This is a genomic window from Pseudomonas sp. RIT288 (assembly GCF_000631985.1).
GTDB lineage: Bacteria > Pseudomonadota > Gammaproteobacteria > Pseudomonadales > Pseudomonadaceae > Aquipseudomonas.
On record NZ_JFYN01000034.1, the window covers coordinates 383845 to 403440 of the forward strand.

The 19596-nt window shown below is 61.6% G+C and carries 15 protein-coding genes and 1 pseudogene; 3 read left to right on the forward strand and 13 right to left on the reverse strand.

Going from position 1 to position 19596, the window contains the following annotated elements; genetic code table 11:
* Positions 1–51: 51 nt before the first annotated feature.
* The 7 genes from BW33_RS20470 to hutC all read right to left on the reverse strand — a co-directional run bounded on the left by BW33_RS20470 (position 52) and on the right by hutC (position 7881).
* Complete coding sequence (locus BW33_RS20470; RefSeq protein ID WP_047601084.1) at positions 52–882, reverse strand: quaternary amine ABC transporter ATP-binding protein; 831 nt, start codon at positions 880–882, stop codon at positions 52–54.
* A complete protein-coding gene (locus BW33_RS20475; protein ID WP_027611284.1) occupies positions 879–1730 on the reverse strand; it encodes an ABC transporter permease in 852 nt (283 codons plus the stop codon). The genes BW33_RS20470 and BW33_RS20475 overlap by 4 nt, the downstream gene beginning before the upstream one ends.
* A gap of 84 nt (positions 1731–1814) precedes the next feature.
* Positions 1815–2783 carry an ABC transporter substrate-binding protein gene (locus BW33_RS20480; protein WP_047600859.1) on the reverse strand — a complete coding sequence of 323 codons (969 nt, stop codon included), beginning with the start codon at positions 2781–2783 and terminating at the stop codon, positions 1815–1817.
* A gap of 69 nt (positions 2784–2852) precedes the next feature.
* The gene (locus BW33_RS20485; protein WP_047600861.1) at positions 2853–4325 is read right to left on the reverse strand and encodes a purine-cytosine permease family protein; all 1473 of its coding nucleotides are present in this window, start codon (positions 4323–4325) and stop codon (positions 2853–2855) included.
* A 154-nt stretch (positions 4326–4479) separates the two neighbouring features.
* Entirely contained in the window at positions 4480–6162 is a 1683-nt protein-coding gene (gene hutU, locus BW33_RS20490; RefSeq protein ID WP_047600863.1) for a urocanate hydratase, read from the reverse strand.
* A 481-nt stretch (positions 6163–6643) separates the two neighbouring features.
* Positions 6644–7216 carry a HutD/Ves family protein gene (locus tag BW33_RS20495; RefSeq protein WP_047600865.1) on the reverse strand — a complete coding sequence of 191 codons (573 nt, stop codon included), beginning with the start codon at positions 7214–7216 and terminating at the stop codon, positions 6644–6646.
* A complete protein-coding gene (gene hutC / locus BW33_RS20500; protein WP_230679353.1) occupies positions 7213–7881 on the reverse strand; it encodes a histidine utilization repressor in 669 nt (222 codons plus the stop codon). Before hutC ends, BW33_RS20495 begins: the two co-directional genes overlap by 4 nt.
* A gap of 188 nt (positions 7882–8069) precedes the next feature.
* Here hutC and BW33_RS20505 point away from each other — a divergent pair, with 188 nt between their 5' ends.
* Positions 8070–9434, forward strand: coding sequence for a formimidoylglutamate deiminase (locus BW33_RS20505; RefSeq protein WP_047600867.1), 1365 nt, complete (start codon positions 8070–8072; stop codon positions 9432–9434).
* A gap of 92 nt (positions 9435–9526) precedes the next feature.
* Here the strand turns inward: BW33_RS20505 and BW33_RS20510 are convergent, their stop codons facing one another.
* Complete coding sequence (locus tag BW33_RS20510) at positions 9527–10096, reverse strand: lipocalin family protein (RefSeq protein ID WP_047600868.1); 570 nt, start codon at positions 10094–10096, stop codon at positions 9527–9529.
* 31 nt (positions 10097–10127) lie between these two features.
* Positions 10128–10382 (reverse strand): lipoprotein, encoded by a 255-nt coding sequence (locus tag BW33_RS20515; protein WP_047600870.1) that lies wholly within the window; start codon positions 10380–10382, stop codon positions 10128–10130.
* A gap of 294 nt (positions 10383–10676) precedes the next feature.
* On the opposite strand from BW33_RS20515, the pseudogene BW33_RS30570 reads away from it, so the two are divergent.
* Both BW33_RS30570 and BW33_RS30575 read left to right on the forward strand, forming a co-directional pair.
* A pseudogene (locus BW33_RS30570) lies at positions 10677–11699 on the forward strand (cache domain-containing sensor histidine kinase); the annotation flags it as partial.
* Positions 11700–11792: 93 nt separating this feature from the next.
* Positions 11793–12557, forward strand: a complete 765-nt coding sequence (locus tag BW33_RS30575; RefSeq protein WP_373557751.1) for a methyl-accepting chemotaxis protein — start codon at positions 11793–11795, stop codon at positions 12555–12557.
* Between the two features lie 106 nt (positions 12558–12663).
* Here the strand turns inward: BW33_RS30575 and BW33_RS20525 are convergent, their stop codons facing one another.
* The 4 genes from BW33_RS20525 to BW33_RS20540 all read right to left on the reverse strand — a co-directional run bounded on the left by BW33_RS20525 (position 12664) and on the right by BW33_RS20540 (position 19566).
* Positions 12664–13266 (reverse strand): DUF924 family protein, encoded by a 603-nt coding sequence (locus tag BW33_RS20525; protein ID WP_047600872.1) that lies wholly within the window; start codon positions 13264–13266, stop codon positions 12664–12666.
* Positions 13267–13269: 3 nt separating this feature from the next.
* The gene (locus BW33_RS20530) at positions 13270–14280 is read right to left on the reverse strand and encodes a class 1 fructose-bisphosphatase (RefSeq protein ID WP_007961744.1); all 1011 of its coding nucleotides are present in this window, start codon (positions 14278–14280) and stop codon (positions 13270–13272) included.
* A 322-nt stretch (positions 14281–14602) separates the two neighbouring features.
* Positions 14603–15967 (reverse strand): DUF3999 domain-containing protein, encoded by a 1365-nt coding sequence (locus BW33_RS20535; RefSeq protein WP_047600873.1) that lies wholly within the window; start codon positions 15965–15967, stop codon positions 14603–14605.
* Complete coding sequence (locus BW33_RS20540) at positions 15964–19566, reverse strand: DUF2339 domain-containing protein (protein ID WP_047600874.1); 3603 nt, start codon at positions 19564–19566, stop codon at positions 15964–15966. Before BW33_RS20540 ends, BW33_RS20535 begins: the two co-directional genes overlap by 4 nt.
* Positions 19567–19596 lie beyond the last annotated feature (30 nt).

Below are 19596 nucleotides of genomic sequence, written 5' to 3' on the forward strand. Positions count from 1 at the left end.
GTGGGAGCGAGCCTGCTCGCGAAGAGGCCAGCCCAGCCAACACAGATCTACCTAAACCACTGCCGCCCGCCGCTGCACGAACCGGTCGACATACTCATCCGCCGGCGAATGCAGGATCTCTCTCGGGGTGCCGACCTGGATCAGGCGGCCGTCCTTGAGGATCGCAATGCGGTTGCCGATGCGCACGGCCTCGTCGAGGTCGTGGGTGATGAACACGATGGTCTTGTGCAGGGTCTTTTGCAGTTCCAGCAACTGGTCCTGCATCTCGGCGCGGATCAGCGGATCCAGCGCACTGAAAGCTTCGTCCATCAGGATGATGTCGGTGTCCGCCGCCAAGGCGCGGGCCAGACCCACGCGCTGACGCATGCCGCCGGAGAGCTGGTGCGGGTATTTGTTTTCGTAGCCTTTGAGGCCCACGGTATTGATCCAGTGCAACGCGCGCTCGGCGCACAGTTGCTTGCTCTCGCCGCGCACTTTCAGGCCGTAGGCGACGTTCTCGATCACGGTCTTGTGCGGCAGCAGGCCGAAGCTCTGGAACACCATGCTGATCTTGTGCCGACGAAATTCGCGCAACGCTTCCATGTCGTATTGCAGGATGTCCACGCCGTCGACCAGGATCGCGCCGCTGGTGGGGTCGATCAAGCGGTTGAAGTGGCGCACCAGGGTCGACTTGCCCGAGCCGGACAGGCCCATGATCACGAAGATCTCGCCAGTGCCGATGCTCAGCGACAGGTCGTTGACCCCGACCACGCAACCGGTTTCGTTCAACACCTGATCCTTGGTCTTGCCCTGGCCGACCATCGCCAGTGCATCCTTGGCGCGGTTGCCGAAAATCTTGAAGACGTTTTTGACTTCGATCTTGCTCACGGTTGCGTTGTTCATTTGCTCACCTCATGCCGTGGCCGACCGTACGCCTGAGTAATGCGGTCGATGACCACTGCGAGAATCACGATCGCCAGACCGGCTTCGAGGCCGCGTCCGACGTTGAGGGTCTGAATCCCCACCAGCACGTCTTCACCCAGGCCACGGGCGCCGATCATCGAGGCGATCACCACCATCGACAGGGCCATCATGGTGGTCTGGTTGATCCCGGCCATGATGCTTGGCAGAGCCAGCGGCAGTTGCACGCCGAACAGTTGCTGCCAGCGGTTGGCACCGAAAGCGTTGATCGCTTCCATCACTTCCCCGTCGACCTGGCGGATGCCCAGATCGGTCAGGCGAATCAGCGGCGGCGCGGCGTAGATCACCGTGGCGAAAATCGCCGGGACCTTGCCCAGGCCGAACAGCATCAGCACCGGAATCAGGTACACGAAACTTGGCATGGTCTGCATGATGTCGAGCAACGGCATCAGCACCGAACGCAGGCGATTGCTGCGCGCCGAGAGGATGCCCAGCGGAATGCCGATCAGCACCGAAATAATCGTCGCGACCATCATCAGCGCCAGGGTCTGCATGAGTTTGTCCCACAGGCCGACAGCACCGACGAGGAACAGCAGACCGACGATGACGGCGGTGGTCAGCACTTTGCGCGTGGCGTGCCAGGCGACGACGCCGACGATCGCCAGCATCAACCACCACGGCGCCGCACGCAGCAGGCCTTCGAGGTTGACGATGGCCCACAGCAGAGTGTCCGAGATGTGGCGGAACACATCACCGTAGTTGGTGACCAGCGAATCGACCCAACCGTTGACCCAGTCGGCGATGGAAAAGGTAAAGCTTTCGGGAAACATAAGCGGCTCTCAATCAGAAATCTCAATCAAGCGATTTACGGCATATCTCCCGGCCAGCCTCACGGTTGACCGGGAGGTATCGACCTACAGCGCCGCGTCGATTTTCTTGGCAGCGTCTTCACTGACCCACGCATGCCAGACTTCAGGATGTTCCTTGAGGAAGATTTTCGCCAGCTTCGGCGACTCGATACGTTCCTTCGCCATGCGGCCCAGGTTCTGGTTCAGCAGGTCGATCGGCAGATTGACCTTTTCCAGCACGGCCACCAGTTCTGGCGCCTGCTCGTGGAAGGTTTTCGACAGGCCGACCTTGATGCTCACGCTCTTGTCGACGCCCGGTTTCTCTTCGAGTTTGACCGCGTCGATCTGGCCCATCAGCGGGGTTGGCGACCAGTAGTAGAACAGGATCGGCTCGCCACGCTTGTAGCTCGACAACACCGCCGCATCCAGCGCCGGGCCGGTGCCCGGACGGAAGTTGGTGTAGCTGTTTTCCAGGCCGTAGCTCTTGAGCATTTCGCTGTTGTCCAGCTCGCAGGTCCAGCCCGCCGGGCAGTTGTAGAAACGGCCCTTGGACGGCTCTTCGGCGTCTTTGAAAATAGCCGCGTACTTGCCCAGGTCGGCGATGTTTTTCAGGTCCGGGGCTTTTGCCTCGATCTTGCGTTTGGTGTCGCCTTCAATCACGTAGCGCGGCACGTACCAGCCTTCGATAGCGCCGACGATCGGGGCGCCGACACCGACGACTTTGCCGGCCTTCTCGGCCTTGTTCCAGACCTCACTGCGGCCGACCCATTCTTCGGCGAACACTTGAATGTCGTTGCTGCTCAGGGCGTTCTCCATGGTGATGGAATTGCCCGGCAGGCTGTCGGTCTTGCAGTCGTAACCTTTCTCCAGCACCACTTGCAGCACGTCGGTCAGCAGCATGCCGCTTTCCCAGTTCAGGCCGGCGAATTTCACCGGTTTGCCGGATTCGCACCAGCCGGCAGCCTGAGTGGCGCCGGCACTGGCCAGCAGGCCCATGGACAGCAGTGTGGTCAGCAGGGTCTTGTTCGATTTCATTGTTGCGACGCTCCTAATCATGAATTGGCTTACGGCAGTCAAGAGGCATCCAGCCCTGTCCACGTCCAATCAGGCCTGCGCCGCAGCGCGACCGGCCCCACTTTTTTCAGGGGGTACAACGCTGTTCTGCTCGACCGGCAGAATCAGTTGATCAGGCACCGAGCCGTGCCATTTCTTCGCGCACAGGTAATACAGCGCGGCAGGCAGCACCAGACCGATGATCCAGGAGATATCCACATCACCGAGGGCAGCCACCAGCGGGCCGGTGTAGAACTTGGTGGAGATGAACGGCAGCTGCACCAGCACGCCGAACACATAGACGCTGATCCCGAGCAGGTTCCAGCGACCGTAGCGACCGTTCGGATCGCCCAGCGCCGGCACGTCGTAACGCTCGCGAGTGATGCAGTAGTAGTCGACCAGGTTGATCGCGCTCCATGGCGTGAAGAACGCCAGCAGGAACAGGATGAACGACTTGAACGCACCGAGGAACGAGTGCTGACCGAGCAAGGCGATCAGGGTTGCCGCGCCGACAATCACCAGCACGAACACCAGACGCTGCATGCGCGTAACGGTCAGGTGGCCTTTGAAACCACTGATGATGGTCGCGATGCACATGAAGCTGCCGTAGGAGTTCAGCGTCGAGATGGTCACCTTGCCGAACGCGATGCTGAAGTACAGCAGCGCCGCAGTGGCACCGGTGCCGCCCAGACCGACGATGTAGGCCACTTCGTGCCCGGCAAATTGACCGTTGGCCGAAGCTGCCGCGAACACGCCAAGGACCATCGCCACCTGTGCACCGATGACCGAACCTGCGCCAGCGGCAAAGAAGGTTTTCACCGAGGAAATCTTGCTCGGCAGGTAACGCGAATAGTCAGCCACATACGGGCCGAACGCGATCTGCCAGGACGCTGCGAGCGACACCGCCAGCAGAAAACTGCTCCAGCTGAAGTGGCGAATTTGCAGGAGTGCGCCAACATCCTCCTGACTCAGCAGACGGCTGAACAGGTAAACAAAGGCAATCACGCCGATCACGCTGGCAACCCGGCCAATCCAGTGGATCACCCGATAACCGAGCACCGTGACCACCACGATGACACTGGCGAACAGCAGGATACCGACGGTGTCGCTGACGCCAAACAACTGGCCCAGCGCCTGGCCGGAAAGCACCGTACCGGTGGCAGTGAAACCCAGGTACATCAGGCACACCAGCACGATCGGGATCGCCGCGCCGTAGACGCCGAATTGCACGCGGCTGGAAATCATCTGCGGCAGGCCCAGTTTCGGCCCTTGCGCCGCATGCAGCGCCATCACACCGCCGCCCAGCAGTTGACCGATCAACAGACCCATCAACGACCAGAACACATCACCGCCCAGCACCACGGCCAGGGCCCCGGTGACAATCGCGGTGATTTGCAGATTCGCCCCCATCCACAGGGTGAACTGGCTCAACAGACGACCGTGTCTTTCCGCTTCCGGGATGTAGTCGATCGAACGCCTTTCGATCAACGGTTTACTGCCTTCACGATCGGGGGTTACAGCCATGATTCAACCTCTGTGGATTGTTATTCGAGTTCACTGAGCGTCTTGCGCACTAGTGTGGGAGCGAGCCTGCTCGCGAAGGCGTCAGCACATTCAACATGTGTGGTGGCTGACAGACCGCATTCGCGAGCAGGCTCGCTCCCACAAGGTTGTGCGCTTACTTGCCGGTAATCATCGGCAGGTTCAGCCCCTGCTCCTTCGCGCAGTCGATGGCGATCTGGTAACCGGCATCGGCGTGACGCATGACGCCAGTGGCCGGGTCGTTGTGCAGCACACGCGCAATACGTTCGGCCGCTTCGTCAGTACCGTCGCAGACAATCACCATGCCCGAGTGCTGCGAGAAGCCCATGCCCACGCCACCGCCGTGGTGCAGGGAAACCCAGGTCGCGCCGCTCGCGGTATTCAGCAGGGCGTTGAGCAGTGGCCAGTCGGACACGGCGTCGGAACCGTCCTGCATCGATTCGGTTTCGCGGTTCGGGCTGGCAACGGAGCCGGAGTCGAGGTGGTCGCGACCGATCACGATCGGTGCCGACAGCTCGCCGCTGCGCACCATTTCGTTGAACGCCAGACCGAGCTTGGCGCGCAGGCCCAGACCGACCCAGCAGATACGCGCCGGCAAACCCTGGAAGCTGATGCGCTCGCGGGCCATGTCCAGCCAGTTGTGCAGGTGCGCGTCGTCCGGGATCAGCTCTTTGACTTTGGCGTCGGTCTTGTAGATGTCCTGCGGATCACCCGACAGCGCCGCCCAGCGGAACGGGCCGATGCCACGGCAGAACAGTGGGCGGATGTAGGCCGGGACGAAGCCTGGGAAGTCGAACGCGTTTTCCACGCCCTCTTCTTGCGCCATCTGACGGATGTTGTTGCCGTAGTCGAAGGTCGGAATGCCTTGCTTCTGGAAGTCCAGCATGGCTTTGACGTGGACGGCCATCGACTGCTTGGCGGCTTTGATCACAGCGGCCGGCTCGGTCTTGGCGCGGGCGCGGTACTCGTCCCAGGTCCAGCCCGCCGGCAGGTAGCCGTTGAGTGGGTCGTGGGCGCTGGTCTGGTCGGTGACCATGTCCGGGCGCACGCCGCGCTTGACCAGTTCCGGCAGGATTTCTGCCGCGTTACCCAGCAGGGCGATGGAGATCGCTTTGCCTTCAGCGGTGTATTTGGCGATGCGTGCCAAGGCGTCGTCGAGGTCTTTGGCTTGCTCGTCGACGTAGCGGCTTTTCAGGCGGAAATCGATGCTCACCTGCTGGCATTCGATGTTCAGCGAGCAGGCACCGGCCAGGGTGGCTGCCAGTGGCTGAGCGCCGCCCATGCCGCCGAGACCGGCGGTCAGCACCCACTTGCCCTTGAGGTTGTCGTTGTAGTGCTGGCGACCGGCTTCAACGAAGGTTTCGTAGGTGCCCTGGACGATGCCCTGGCTGCCGATGTAGATCCAGCTGCCGGCGGTCATCTGGCCGTACATGGCCAGGCCTTTGGCGTCGAGTTCGTTGAAGTGCTCCCAGCTCGCCCAGTGCGGCACCAGGTTGGAGTTGGCGATCAGTACGCGCGGGGCATTGCTGTGAGTCTTGAACACGCCGACCGGTTTGCCCGATTGCACCAGCAGGGTTTCGTCGTCGTTGAGGTGGGTCAGGCTCTCGACGATCTTGTCGTAGCACTCCCAGTTACGCGCCGCGCGACCGATGCCACCGTAGACCACCAGCTCTTTCGGGTTCTCGGCCACTTCCGGATCGAGGTTGTTCATCAGCATGCGCAGCGGCGCTTCGGTCAGCCAGCTCTTGGCGGTCAGCTTGTTGCCGCGTGCAGCGCGGATCTCGACGTTGCGAAACTTTGTAGGCTTATTGTCAGTCACGAAAAAGACTCCTCAGCGATCAATTCAAACCAACCCTGGCAGTGGGCAAGCAGCCTGTGCGCCTCAATGCGCGACAAGCGAATCAGTGGACGCTGCGGACTCATACGCATACGTCTTTACTTGTACATACAAGCATATGCAATCAAGCGGCCAACTTGCTGAAGAGCTGTACAAGAAAAATCGCGAACAGGGCTGCAAAGCGCCTGAGCCAAGGGTTGCGGCGTGGATGAAATTTTTCGCAGGGGTGTTTGGGGGAAGTGTGCGGTTGTTACGAAAGCGTGGTTTTGCGCCACGCTGGGGCGTTCGGTAACAAGTTGGTGCGCCGAGGGAAACGGCCTGTATGAATGCAATTGTGGCGAGGGAGCTTGCTCCCGCTGGAGGCCGAAGGACTCCCATTCCGGCATTTACCGAAATGGGGCCGCTTCGCAGCCCAGCGGGAGCAAGCTCCCTCGCCACAATGTGTTTTATATGAGCAGAAGGATCAGCGCGCAGTCAGCTCGATCACGCAGCACGCGGCATTGACCGCGACTTCAACCAGACCGGTGTTACCGTCCAGCTGCAGGCAATCATGTCGGCCCAGTTGCGCAGTGCTGTCACCGACCCGCACTTGCAGAGACTCACTGACACTGAACACCAGCACCGTCGATGCCGAGCTGAAGAACCGCTGCTCGCCGTCCAGCCACTGCAACCGCGCGCTGTAACGCTGCGGCGCGTAGATCAGGTTGAAGTCGCGGATCGCGCCACCGAGCAAGGTGCAGGACACTTGGCTTTCGCCGCTGAACGCAAACGGGTCCAGCGGTAACAGTGGAGGCGTGTCATCGCCATCAACGCACAGGGTCATGCCATCGCCCTGCAGCACCGTAATTACCCGCTGGTAACCGGCAAAAGTCGAGAATCCACCGGACTCGGCAATGTCGGCAATCGACAGCCGCCAGCCGAAACCATCGAGGCCGGCACCCGCATCACGGGTGATTTCTTCGGTGCTGCCGCCGCCGTTTTTCCACGGCATGCGCGGGTAGCCTTCGGCGCGTAAAACTTTCACTTCACTGCTCATTTATGAAAGCGTCCTTCCAGACGATGACGGGAACCGGGATGAATCAGGCGCGCAGCAGTCACCGGCTGACGACCCGACCACGTGCGGCGGCGGATCAACAGGCAAGGCTCACCTTTTTCGATCTGCAGCAGCTTGCACTCGGACGGCTCCGCGAGGATCGCCTCGACGACGTGCTCGCCTTCGGTCAGCGGCGCCACTTGGTTGAGATAGGCGTATGGGGTCTGCAGGGTAAAGTCCTGCTTGAGGTATTCCGGGGCGACCAGCGCGTTGACGAAACGGTCTTCGATTTGCACAGGAATGTCGTTTTCGTAATGCACGATCAGCGAGTGGAAAACCTTCTGCCCTTCGCGCATGTCCAGCGCCAGCGCGCGCTCGGAGCCGGCAGCCTCTTCTTCGAGGGTGATCACCTGGCAGGTGTGGCGATGGCCGCGGGAGGCGATTTCGTCGGCGATGTTGTGCACTTCGAACAGCGCGGACTGGCTCTTCGGTTCGGCGACAAACGTACCCACACCTTGCATGCGCACCAACAGGCCGTCGGCAGTCATTTCGCGCAGCGCACGGTTGATGGTCATGCGGCTGAAACCGAGCTGGCTGACCAGCTCGCTTTCCGATGGCACGCGGTAGTGCGGTGGCCAGTTACCGCTGTCGATCTGCTGGGTGATCATCTGTTTGACGCGGGCGTACAAGGGCGCCGGACTGTCGCCCAGGTTCGCGGCCAACGGGGAGACTGGGGGCGGAGTCGGCACGGTTGATCCCTGTTCATTGGATGAAGGTTGCTAGCTTGCCGGAGTTTACCGGGCAGGCAAACGTCTGTATATGTATATACAAATAACACACGATGGGGTGCTGAACCATGTCCGCTTTCTTTGCCGAACGCGCGCTGCTGCCTAACGGATGGGCCAACAATGTACGTCTTGAGGTCAGCGCCGATGGCGTGCTGACCCAAATCCTGGCCGATTCCACCGCAGACGACGCCGAGCGGCTGAGCGGTCCGCTGCTGCCGGGCATGCCCAATCTGCACTCCCACGCCTTCCAGCGCGCGATGGCGGGACTGGCCGAAGTGGCCGGTAATCCCAACGACAGTTTCTGGACCTGGCGTGACCTGATGTATCGCCTCGTCGGAAAAATCAGCCCCGAGCAACTCGGCGTCATCGCCCGTCAGCTGTACATCGAAATGCTCAAGGCCGGTTACACCTCGGTGGCTGAATTCCACTACGTGCACCACGACAACAACGGTCAGCCGTATGCCGATCCGGCCGAACTGGCACTGCGCATCAGTCAGGCAGCGAGCGAAAGCGGCATCGGTCTGACCCTGTTGCCGGTGCTTTACAGCCATTCCGGATTCGGCGGCCAAACGCCCAATGATGGGCAGCGCCGCTTTATCAACAGCAGCGAAAATTACCTGAATCTGCAATCGCGCTTGCAGCCGTTGCTGGCTCAGCAAAAAGCGCAATCGCTGGGTCTGTGCTTCCACTCGTTGCGCGCGGTCACCCCGCAGCAGATCAGCGAAGTGCTGGCCGCCAGCGACAAGCAGTGCCCGGTGCACATTCACATCGCCGAACAACAGAAGGAAGTCGATGACTGCTTGAGCTGGAGCGGTCGCCGTCCGCTGCAATGGCTCTACGAAAACACCGAGGTCGATCAGCGCTGGTGCCTGGTTCACGCGACCCACGCCAACCCGGAAGAAGTCACGCTGATGGCCAGAAGTCGGGCCATCGCCGGGCTGTGCTTGACCACTGAAGCGAATCTGGGCGACGGGGTTTTCCCGGCGGTGGATTTCCTCACTCAAGGCGGACGCATGGGCATCGGTTCCGACAGCCACGTGTCGCTCAGCGTGGTCGAGGAATTGCGCTGGCTGGAATACGGCCAGCGTCTACGCGATCAGCGGCGTAACCGTTTGTATGGCGCGGATCAGCCGATGGTCGGACGCACGTTGTATGACGCAGCGCTGGACGGCGGCGCCCAGGCTTTGGGACAGCCGATTGGTGCGCTGGAAGTCGGCAAGCGTGCGGACTGGGTCGTGCTCGATGGCGATGATCCGTATCTGGCGACGGCCAGTGGTGACGGGATTCTGAATCGCTGGCTGTTTGCCGGCGGCGATCGTCAGGTGCGCGACGTGTTGGTCAATGGCCAGTGGGTGGTACGTGATGGGCGGCACGCGGGCGAAGAGGAAAGCGCACGCGCCTTCACCCAGGTTCTGCGCGAACTTTTAGGCTAAGAAAAGCAAAAGATCGCAGCCTGCGGCAGCTCTCCTACATGGAAATGAGATGGTTCCTGTAGGAGCTGCCGAAGGCTGCGATCTTTTCGCTGTTAATTCGAAGTCTTGGCCATCTGCCGATCCGACGCCCGCCAGATCAGTCGCGTGGTGTCGTAGCCCTGCTGCCGCGCCTTGCTCAAAAGCTCTTCACGCACCACACCGTTGACAGTCGGCGTGCGGGACAACAACCACATGTACTTGCGACTCGGATCGCCGACGATGGCGGTCTTGTAGTCGTCGCTGACGTACAACACCCAGTATTCGCCTTTCGCCACACCCGGAATCAAGCGCGAGAACCAGGTATCGAATTCGACCCACAACTTGTCGGTCTTGCCCGGCACCTGTGGATAAGCCTTGCCTTTGGCTTCTTCCCATTGCCAGTCGGCGGTCAGGCAGCGATTGAGCACATCGACATCGCCGTCCGGTCTGAGCGAGTAATGGGCTTCGGACTGCGCGCAGTTGCGCTGGAAGTACATCGGCAGGCGCGCCAGTTCATACCAGGTGCCCTGATAACGCTTGAGGTTGACACTGTGAGCCGTCTTGGGCGCCAGCGGATCTTCACCGTGGGTGGCGCAGCCGGCCAGTACCAGGCCGGCAAAAAGGACGAACAATAACCGCTTCATTATTTTTCTCCCGTGGGCGCGTAGCCCCGGTTTACTTCAGGCCTTGGCCGGAAAACATCAGCACTTTGTCACCGGCGTACTGCACGCTGATAAAGCTGTTTTTGTCGCCCCAGGTGCAACTGGACATGCCGAGCGCGCCCGAACAGTCGGTGGGTTTGCCGAGCAGGGTCTCAACTTCGGCCTTGGCCATGCCGGCCGAAAGCTTGGAATAGTTTTCCTGATTGACCTTGCTGCACGCGGCCAACAGCACGCAAAAAGTCAGGACGGCGATAGATCGCAGCGACATGAAGTAACTCCTGGAGCGGAAGGGGGATGGCAGGGTGCCAACCAGAAGCTTAGAAGAGAAAACCCTCATCTGGTTCCCTTCAGAAATGGCTATTTATCGCTCCGCTCGTCTGGCATTTACCGGTAAATCAGACACTTTCTGCGGCCATTGAGCATTTCGTCGCATTTCATCAAAGACGTCTAATCTTTGGCGCGCGGCGGTCGAAATAAGAGCAGCGCAAAGCCCCCGAGTGTGGCAAATTGCCGCCCTTTCTCGACCAGCCCCTTCGCGGTAGTTCATTCGATGACCAGAAACATGAAATTCAGCCACAAGATCTTGTTGGCTGCCGCCCTCGTGGTGGCCGTTGCGTTCGCCTGTTTCATTTTGTTCAACGACTATCGACAACGCGAAGCCCTGAGCAGCAGCACCGAAGCCTCGATGCAGGAGCTGGGCAGCCTGACCACCAGCAACATCCAGACCTGGCTGGAAAGCCGCATCCAGTTGTTGCAATCGCTGTCGCAGCAGGTCGCCGCCGACGGCAGCGCCCCGGCCAGCCTCAAGCGCATCATTGACCTGCCCGCCTACACCGGCAATTTCCAGCTCAGCTACTTCGGCGGCGCTGACGGCGTGATGTTCTCGGTACCCGCCGGCAATCGCGCGCCGGACTACGACCCGCGCGCCCGTGGCTGGTACAAGGCAGCCAACAGCGCCCAACAGACCATCGTCACCGAACCCTACATCGCCGCTTCGTCGGGCAAACTGGTAATCACCGTCGCCACCCCGGTGCAGCGTCAGGGCCAAATGATCGGTGTGGCCGGCGCGGATATCGACCTGACCAGCGTCAGCGCGATCATCAACTCGCTCAACTTTGGTGGCCACGGCCATGCGTTCATCGTCAGCGCCGATGGCAAGATCCTGATTCACCCGGACAGCAAACTGGTCCTGAAAACCCTCGCCGAGGCCTATCCGAACGGTGCGCCGAAAGTCAGCCCGGGACTGAAAGAAGTCGAGTTCGACGGCAAGACCCAACTGATCTCCTTCACCCGCGTCAACGGCGTGCCATCGGCTGACTGGTACGTGGCGCTGGTGCTGGACAAGGACACCGCGTTCTCGATGCTCAGTGAATTCCGCACCTCGGCGCTGATCGCCATGGTGATCGCCGTGGTAATCATCATCGCCCTGCTCGGCATGCTGATCCGCGTGCTGATGCAACCGCTGCTGACCATGGGCCGCGCCATGCACGACATCGCCGAAGGTGAAGGCGACCTGACCAAGCGTCTGGTGATCCACGGCCACGACGAGTTCGGTGCCCTTGGCCTGTCGTTCAACCGCTTCGTCGAGCGTATTCACACCTCGATCCGCGAAGTGTCCTCGGCCACCGGTCAGGTCAACGAAGTCGCTCTGCGCGTGGTCGCCGCGTCGAATTCGTCGATGTACAACTCCGACCAGCAGGCCAGCCGCACCAACAGCGTGGCCGCCGCGATCAACCAGCTCGGCGCCGCAGCCCAGGAAATCGCCCAGAACGCCGCCCTCGCCTCGCAGCACTCCAGCGATGCGCGCAACCTGGCGGTCGACGGCCAGCAGGTTGTGGATAAAACCATTCACGCCATGCAGCAGTTGTCGGCAAAAATCAGCGACTCCTGCGGCAACATCGAAACCCTCAACAGCAACACAGTGAATATCGGGCAGATTCTGGAGGTGATCACCAGCATCTCGCAGCAGACCAACCTGCTGGCACTCAACGCTGCGATTGAAGCGGCCCGAGCCGGTGAGGCTGGCCGTGGTTTCGCCGTGGTCGCTGACGAGGTGCGCAACCTCGCCCACCGCACTCAGGATTCGGCGCAGCAGGTGCAGAAGATGATCGAAGAACTGCAGGTGGGCGCGCGTCAGGCGGTGAGCATCATGACCGAGAGCCAGCGTGAGAGCGAAAGCAGCGTCGGCATTGCCAACCAGGCTGGCGAACGCCTGGGCAGCGTGACCCAGCGCATCGGCGAGATCGACGGCATGAACCAGTCGGTGGCTACCGCGACCGAAGAGCAGACTGCCGTGGTCGAGTCGATCAACGTCGACATCAACGAGATAAACACACTGAACCAGGAGGGTGTGGAGAACCTGCAGGCAACCTTGCGTGCGTGCTCGGATCTGGAACAGCAGGCGGCGCGGTTGAAGCAGTTGGTGGGCAGCTTCAGGATCTAAGGCGCTGCGACTGGCGTCTTCGCGAGCAGGCTCGCTCCCACATTGGAATGCATTTCAAAGTGGGAGCGAGCCTGCTCGCGAAGAGGGATTCAGCCGCAATGCAGATTTAGAACCTGGAACCTGGTTCAGAAAGAAACGCCAGCTCATCAACCGTCGACTCCCGCCCCAACACCGCATTGCGATGCGGAAACCGTCCAAACCGCGCAATCACCTTCCGATGTCGCTCGGCATAGTCCAGATTGTCGGCAAACACCGCCCGCTCGGCTTCCGGCTGTTCAGCCACCAGATCGATAAAACGCGAAACGGCTTCGTTCTGCACCGCGAGGTTTTCGCAGTGTTCGAACACCAGATAAATGAATACCCGCTGAATCGGCTTCAGTTGCCGATCGAAGTCCGCTGCAATGCCTTGGGCGACGAGTTTCTGCGCGCGCAGATCACCGGAAAATGCTTTGGGAGAGTCGCGAAAAATCATTCGCGGCAGTTGATCGAGCAGCAGCACCAGCGCCAGCCAACCTTCTGGACGTTGCGTCCACTCGGTCAATTCGCCGGCCAGGGCCTGATCGACAAAGACCCCGAAACGCTCACGCGCTTCGAGGTCTTGGCTGTCTTTCTTGCCGAACCACAACTTGCCCTTGTCAGCCGCAATCTCGTCCGGTGATTCGGCGTGTCCGAACCACCAATCGAGCAACGGCTGCCAGGGCGCGTTCATGGTTTATTCCTTATGGTAGGCCGTGGCGCGGGCGACTTCTTCTTTCGAACCGAGGAACACCGCTACGCGCTGGTGCAGGCCTTCCGGCTGGATGTCGAGGATGCGCTGGTGACCATCGGTGGACGCGCCGCCGGCCTGTTCCACCAGGAACGACATCGGGTTGGCTTCGTACATCAGACGCAGTTTGCCAGGCTTGGATGGCTCACGGCTGTCGCGTGGGTACATGAACAGACCGCCACGGGTCAGGATGCGGTGCACGTCGGCGACCATCGCCGCGACCCAACGCATGTTGTAGTTCTTCTTCAGCGGACCTTCTTCGCCGGCCAGCAGTTCGCTGACGTAGCGTTGTACCGGGGCTTCCCAGTGGCGCTGATTGGACATGTTGATCGCGAATTCCTGGGTGGTTTCAGGAATGGTGATGTCTTCGTGGGTCAGTACGAAGCTGCCCATTTCACGGTCCAGGGTGAAGCCTTTGACGCCGTCGCCCAGAGTCAGTACCAGCATGGTTTGCGGGCCATAGATCGCGTAACCGGCAGCAACCTGCTGGGTGCCTGGTTGCAGGAAGGCTTTTTCGTTCAGCGGCTCGTTCTGGCTCAGGTATTCGTTCGGGCAACGCAGTACCGAGAAGATGGTGCCGACCGGGGCGTTGATGTCGATGTTCGACGAGCCGTCCAGTGGGTCGAACACCAGCAGGTAGGCGCCTTTCGGGTATTTGCCCGGGATCTGGTAGGCATTGTCCATTTCTTCGGACGCCATGCCGGCCAGGTGACCGCCCCATTCGTTGGCTTCGAGAAGGATCTCGTTCGACAGGACGTCGAGCTTCTTCTGCACTTCGCCTTGGACGTTTTCAGTGCCCATGCTGCCCAGAACACCACCCAGGGCGCCTTTGGACACGGCGTGGCTGATCTCTTTGCAGGCACGCGCCACCACTTCGATCAGGAAACGCAGATCGGCAGGAGTGTTATTGCTGCGGGTCTGCTCAATCAAATAGCGACTCAGGGTAACGCGGGACATGGACGGCTCCGGTGGAATGGGGGGGTTAAAAACCCGCGCAGTTTACAGGGAGTCTGAAAACGTAGCGAGCGATGACGCCCGGTAACGTGCATTGGGGCGCAATTGCTTGCATCAGACGTGATCGGGTCGAGAGAGTTCAGGCACCGGATTGAGCGTAGTTCGAATCGGGACGAATGGCAGCTCGGAAGCTTCGCCGCTTGAACGTTCGCCTTCGCGAGCAGGCTCGCTCCTACAGAGAATCGGGGTGAACGCTGAATGGGCGCCGATTGAAGATCCACTGTGGAAGCGAGCCTGCTCGCGAATGGCGCAGCACCAGCCATTCTCAGGAATTGGTTGGCGGCTTGCGCAACAGGCTCGCCGCCATCGCCCCGAGGAACACCACACTCACCAGCAACACCGCCCACAGGCCGATCTTCTTCCAGTTGGTCTCGGCCACTGCCGCCGTATTCGCCGGCGCAGCCTGCGTGGCAACCACCTCACCCTGCACGGTCGCCTTGCCCAGCGCCGCGAGTTTTTCCGCTTTGAAATCCGGAATCAGCGTGCTCAGCGGCAGGTTCGCGGTTTTCACCGTCGGATTGCCCAGCGCCAGACTGTAAGGCCCATCACCGCGAGCAAGGAAAATCACCTGCGTCGCCCGTACCGCGTATTTCAGGCTCGGCGCCTGCTCGCCCAGACCACCGCCACGCTCATCCACACTCAGTTCCAATTGCTGCACGGTTTGCCCGTACAACTGCAATTCGTTTTGCACCACGTCCTGACCGTTCTGGGTCAGGCGATACAGCAAACCGTTGCTCAGCGTTTGCCACGGCAGGCTGCTTTCGCGCCGCCCCGCGAGCGTGACCGGAGCCAGACTGTTAGGTTGTTTCAGCTCGACCTGCACCCGCTCGACATTCAGCCCCATCGGCAACTGCCAGGTGTACTCGCCGGATTGGGTACTGCTGCCCGCCAGCGCTTGCGACCAGACCAACGGCAGCGGCACATTGCGTGGATCGCTGCTTTTCAGTTGCGCCGACGTGAGGATTGGCGCCGAGGTTGGCGCATCCCATAGCAGACGCAGATAGCGAGCGGATTGCCCCGGCAGCGTCACCTCATGCTGTTCGATGCGCTCGTCGGAAAAAGTCAGGCGTGCCACCTGCCCATCGCCCCACGCCTGCCAATGCTGCAAGTCATCACTGGCCTCGATGCTGAAACGCTGGAAGCCGTCGCGCTCGCTGGTCCAGTCGAGGATCAACTGCTGCAGCGGCGCCTTGATCGCACTGGCATCGAGCAGCCAGCCGCGTAGCACTTCTTCGCCAGCCTCCAGTTGAGTCGACGGCTGCACTTCCACCAGCGTGCCGGTGGTGGTCGATTGCACGCGCACGTTCGGCGCGCGCTCGCTGGCATCGGCAGCGTTGTACAACGGGAACCACTTCACTTCATGCAACTGCCCGTCGTCGCGGGTCTGCGCCGATTCCCGGGCCAGGGCGTAGGCCTGCGGTTCGCCGGCGGCGTTGAATACGCGCAGGTCGCTGAGATCGGTCTGGCGTGCCTGCAATTGCGCGCTCAGCGGCAGATCGAGGCGATACCACGGGCCGTTGCCGCTCACCGTCAGCGGCACCTGCGTGGCGAAGTCCGCCGGTTTTTCCTGCGCGCCGGCAGCCATCACCACGCCCAACGCCAACCACCCCAGATTCAGCATGCGACTCAAGATGAAACTCCTTCGGTATCCGGCACGGGTTTGTCCGCCGCCGGTTCGGCTTCGACGCGTTTCGGTGGCAGCGGTGCAAAGTAGCCCACCACCAGCAGCAACACGCCGACCCCGATAAACGAGACGATCCGGGCGAGGCCGCCACGGTTGCTCAATTCGACAAAAATCAGTTTGGCCACCACCAGCGCAATCAACGCCGCGCCGATCAGCCAGACTTCGCGCCGGTGACGCAGATGCCCGCCGATCATCAGACCCAGCGCCATCAGGGTCCAGACGATGGACAACCCGGCCTGCACCAGCATCGATTCGAGCAGCAGATCCAGCTCGAACGGAATGCCCGCCCAATGGTGCGCGGCGCGAGTCACCAGCGCGGTACAGAAGGCGAACAGCGAAACCCCGGCGACCAGTTGCGTGGCGTACTCGGCGTAATCCTTGCGCAGGGCAAACTGCGTCACCGCATGGCGCGACCACACATACACCCCGAACAGAGCGAACAGCAGGCCCAATTCCAGCGGGTTGATCAGCGGCACGTACGGCAGCGGCTCGGCGTTACCGTCGCTGAAGCCGTTGGCCAGCCAGAACCACGCCAACATCAGCACTGCCAGCGGCGCGGCGGCGTACAAGCGATATTCACGCGGGAATGCCGCCACCGGCCATGGCCAGTTGCGCGGAGCCGCCGCCAGCAACAGATACAGACTCGGCAGGATCGCCCACCCCAGCCAGCGCCAGGCGTTGTATTGCTCGGACAACAGCAGCAGGCCGTAGCGCAATTCCAGCGCCAGCACGCCGATCAGCAGCCAGCAACCCAGCACGTGCGCCGTGCTCAAGACCCGTGCCGGCAGCATCGGTGCCAGACGTCGCAAGCTGAAGAAGTGCACGACGAACACCAATACCCACGCCAGCCAGCCGAAGTTCGCCGCCGGGTGATAACGCGAATGCCACGCCGCCAGCAGCACCAGCCCCGCCGCCGGAATCAGCAAGGTGCAGAGCAGGCCCAGCGCCGGCCATTTCAGGCGCAGCGACAACAGCGTCCACAGCGCCACACTCAGCGCGGCAACCAGCAGCAACAGCGTCGCCTGCAGATTCAACGGCGCGAAACGCAGCACTTCGCTGACCCACGCCAACACCCACCAACCGGCGCCCCACACCAGCAGCACTTCGGACAGGCGTTGCAAACTCAGCGCATCGAACGCCGAGGCATGATTACCCAGTTGCAGACGCCAGGCACCGACCAGCGCGGCCAGCCCCAATACCAACGGCGTCCAGAAGCCGCCATGGGCCAACGGCCGCAGACCTTCGCTGGACAGCGGCCCGAGCAACTCGGGGCCGGCCAACAAGAATGCCGCGCCACCGATCAACTGCAACAACAGGCCGAAAACAAAACTCACGCGCTGCTTGAGGTAGAGGCTCAGCCAGATGATCAGCAGACCACTCGCCGCCCACACCGCACTCGCGGTTTGCCACGGCAGCACGAACAGCACCGCCAGATTGATCAGCACCAACCCCGCCAGCAACACCACCGACAAGCCACGCAGCAGCCGCACATCGTCGCGCACCATCTCGTCGCGCGCCGCCAGCAGCATCCCGCCGATCAACGCCAGACCGATCACGGATGCGCTGAGCAAACCGCTCCATCCGGCGCTGAACACGGCCGCCGAATCCTCACCTGCACCTTGCAGGCGCAACAGGAACAACGCACCACCGAGCAACTGCACAGCGAACGCGGTGAACAGGAACGTGCGCGATTGCAGGCGCAGGCCGACAAACAAGGTCACCAGTCCGGCCAGGGCCCAACTGATCGCTGTCAGCTGAACAAAGAAAAACAGCGGCGCCAGCAAGTACAGGAACGTCAGGCCCAGCGCCGCCAGCACCGGCAAGCCCTGGCGCTCCCATGGCGAAGCCCGTTCCGGCGCGGCTTTGCGCAATTGATAGAAACTGAACAGCAGTGCGATGCCGAGCATCAACGCCCCCAGCGGTGCGCCGTCGAGCAGGCTGCTTTCGCCAACCCGCAACTGACTGAGAAAGGCCAGCGCCGACCCCAGTTGCAGCAGCAGCGCAAACGCTCGGGCGAACGGCCGATGCTGACGCAAACCGAGCCAGAAAATCCCCGCGCCCTCCACTGCCCACGCCGCCGAAGTCCAGCGCGCATCGAGGCCCAGCGGGATCGCCAGACTGGCGAAAATCACCCCCAGCGCCAGACAGGTTTCACCGAGCAGCAATGCGCGGCCCGCCATAAATACCCGGGCCAGACCCATGTAGATCACGCCCAGTGCGAGTGCGCTGAACGCAGCGGCGAACTCCAGATGCTGCACCAGCGCAAACTGCAGACCGAAGCCAACGATCGGCGGGCCGAACAGCATCGTGCCGTCGACGTAGTCGCCCTTGCGCGCCGACCAGTGCAGCAGCGCCTCGCGATCGCCGTCCGCCGGGGCATCGGGCATGTCGAGCAACTTGCGCCGGGCGAACAGCAGGCCGATGCCCAGGTACATCAGGAAGAACAGGATCAGGAACGGCTCGGTGCTCCACAGCAACTCGGGCGCATAGGAACGCAGGCCCCAGGCGAAGCCGATACCGAACGTGCCGACGAACCCGATCAGGTTGAGCAGGCGCCAAGCCTTGAACCACGCAATGGCGAGGATACCGGCGTTGAGCAGCGCGAAATAGCTGAACAGCGCGACATGGTTGCCCTCCCCGGTCGAGGTCAGGATCGGCGCGGCGAAACCGCCCAATGCTGCAGCCGCCGCCAGCCCCAGTGCATCCTGGGTGATGGCCAGAATCGCCGAGAACACCGTAACCGCCACCAGCAAACCCAGCGCGGCAGACGGATCAAGCAACGGATGCAGACGCATCGCCGCAAACACTGTCAGGTACAGCACCGCGATCCCGGTGCCCTGCAAGATCAGCGCATAACTGCTGTAGCGCGTACGCAGCCACCAGCCCAGCGCCAGCAGGGCCAACGCCGCCGCCGCGACGCCGGCATAACGCAATTCGATCGGCACCACCATGCCCTCGGTGGCGTAGCGCAACAGGAAAGCCAGACCGAAAAACAGCAGCACTACGCCGACCCGCAGCACGGTGTTGCCACCGAACAGCCAGTTACGCGCCGCACGGATGCCACGCTCGATCAGGCTCGGGCCACGGGGTTCGGCAGGTTGTGCGGGTTGTGCGGGTTGTGCAGGATCGGCGGTGACGGCGTCCAGATGCCAGACATCAGCCGGCAGTGGCTGACTGGTTTCGCTGGCAACGGCAGAGATCGGTTCGAGCTCGGGTGGCAGTTCCCAGACCAATTCGGACGCTGAGGCATCTTCATCGATATCGAGGGGCGCGACGACCGGCTCGCTGACCGGTTCCGCGTTTGCCGCCGGCACCGCGTGAGAGGGGGAGCCTTCCAGCAGATACAAGCGCTGTGCGACGCCTTGCAAAGCCACCTTCGTCTGTTCAAGTTGGCGCTGTTGCTCTGCAGCCTGCGAGCCAAGCCGGGCGATGCGCAGCGTTTGCCCGATCGCCAGTCCCAGCAGCGCACCCAACAGTGCGTCACTGAACGACTCGTCGAGCAGCCAGCCGAGCAGCAGCCCGATCAACATGAACATCCATTGCATGGTCGATATCCCTAAGCGCAAAGGCCAATC

Coding starts and splice junctions, on each gene's coding strand:
- BW33_RS30575 (WP_373557751.1), top strand. CDS start 11,793: ATGTACAACTCCGACCAGCAGGCCAGCCGCACCAACAGCGTGGCCGCC.
- BW33_RS20480 (WP_047600859.1), bottom strand. CDS start 2,783: ATGAAATCGAACAAGACCCTGCTGACCACACTGCTGTCCATGGGCCTG.
- BW33_RS20505 (WP_047600867.1), top strand. CDS start 8,070: ATGTCCGCTTTCTTTGCCGAACGCGCGCTGCTGCCTAACGGATGGGCC.
- BW33_RS20530 (WP_007961744.1), bottom strand. CDS start 14,280: ATGTCCCGCGTTACCCTGAGTCGCTATTTGATTGAGCAGACCCGCAGC.
- BW33_RS20495 (WP_047600865.1), bottom strand. CDS start 7,216: ATGAGCAGTGAAGTGAAAGTTTTACGCGCCGAAGGCTACCCGCGCATG.
- BW33_RS20475 (WP_027611284.1), bottom strand. CDS start 1,730: ATGTTTCCCGAAAGCTTTACCTTTTCCATCGCCGACTGGGTCAACGGT.
- BW33_RS20485 (WP_047600861.1), bottom strand. CDS start 4,325: ATGGCTGTAACCCCCGATCGTGAAGGCAGTAAACCGTTGATCGAAAGG.
- BW33_RS20515 (WP_047600870.1), bottom strand. CDS start 10,382: ATGTCGCTGCGATCTATCGCCGTCCTGACTTTTTGCGTGCTGTTGGCC.
- BW33_RS20470 (WP_047601084.1), bottom strand. CDS start 882: ATGAACAACGCAACCGTGAGCAAGATCGAAGTCAAAAACGTCTTCAAG.
- hutC (WP_230679353.1), bottom strand. CDS start 7,881: ATGATCACCCAGCAGATCGACAGCGGTAACTGGCCACCGCACTACCGC.
- BW33_RS20540 (WP_047600874.1), bottom strand. CDS start 19,566: ATGCAATGGATGTTCATGTTGATCGGGCTGCTGCTCGGCTGGCTGCTC.
- BW33_RS20510 (WP_047600868.1), bottom strand. CDS start 10,096: ATGAAGCGGTTATTGTTCGTCCTTTTTGCCGGCCTGGTACTGGCCGGC.
- BW33_RS20525 (WP_047600872.1), bottom strand. CDS start 13,266: ATGAACGCGCCCTGGCAGCCGTTGCTCGATTGGTGGTTCGGACACGCC.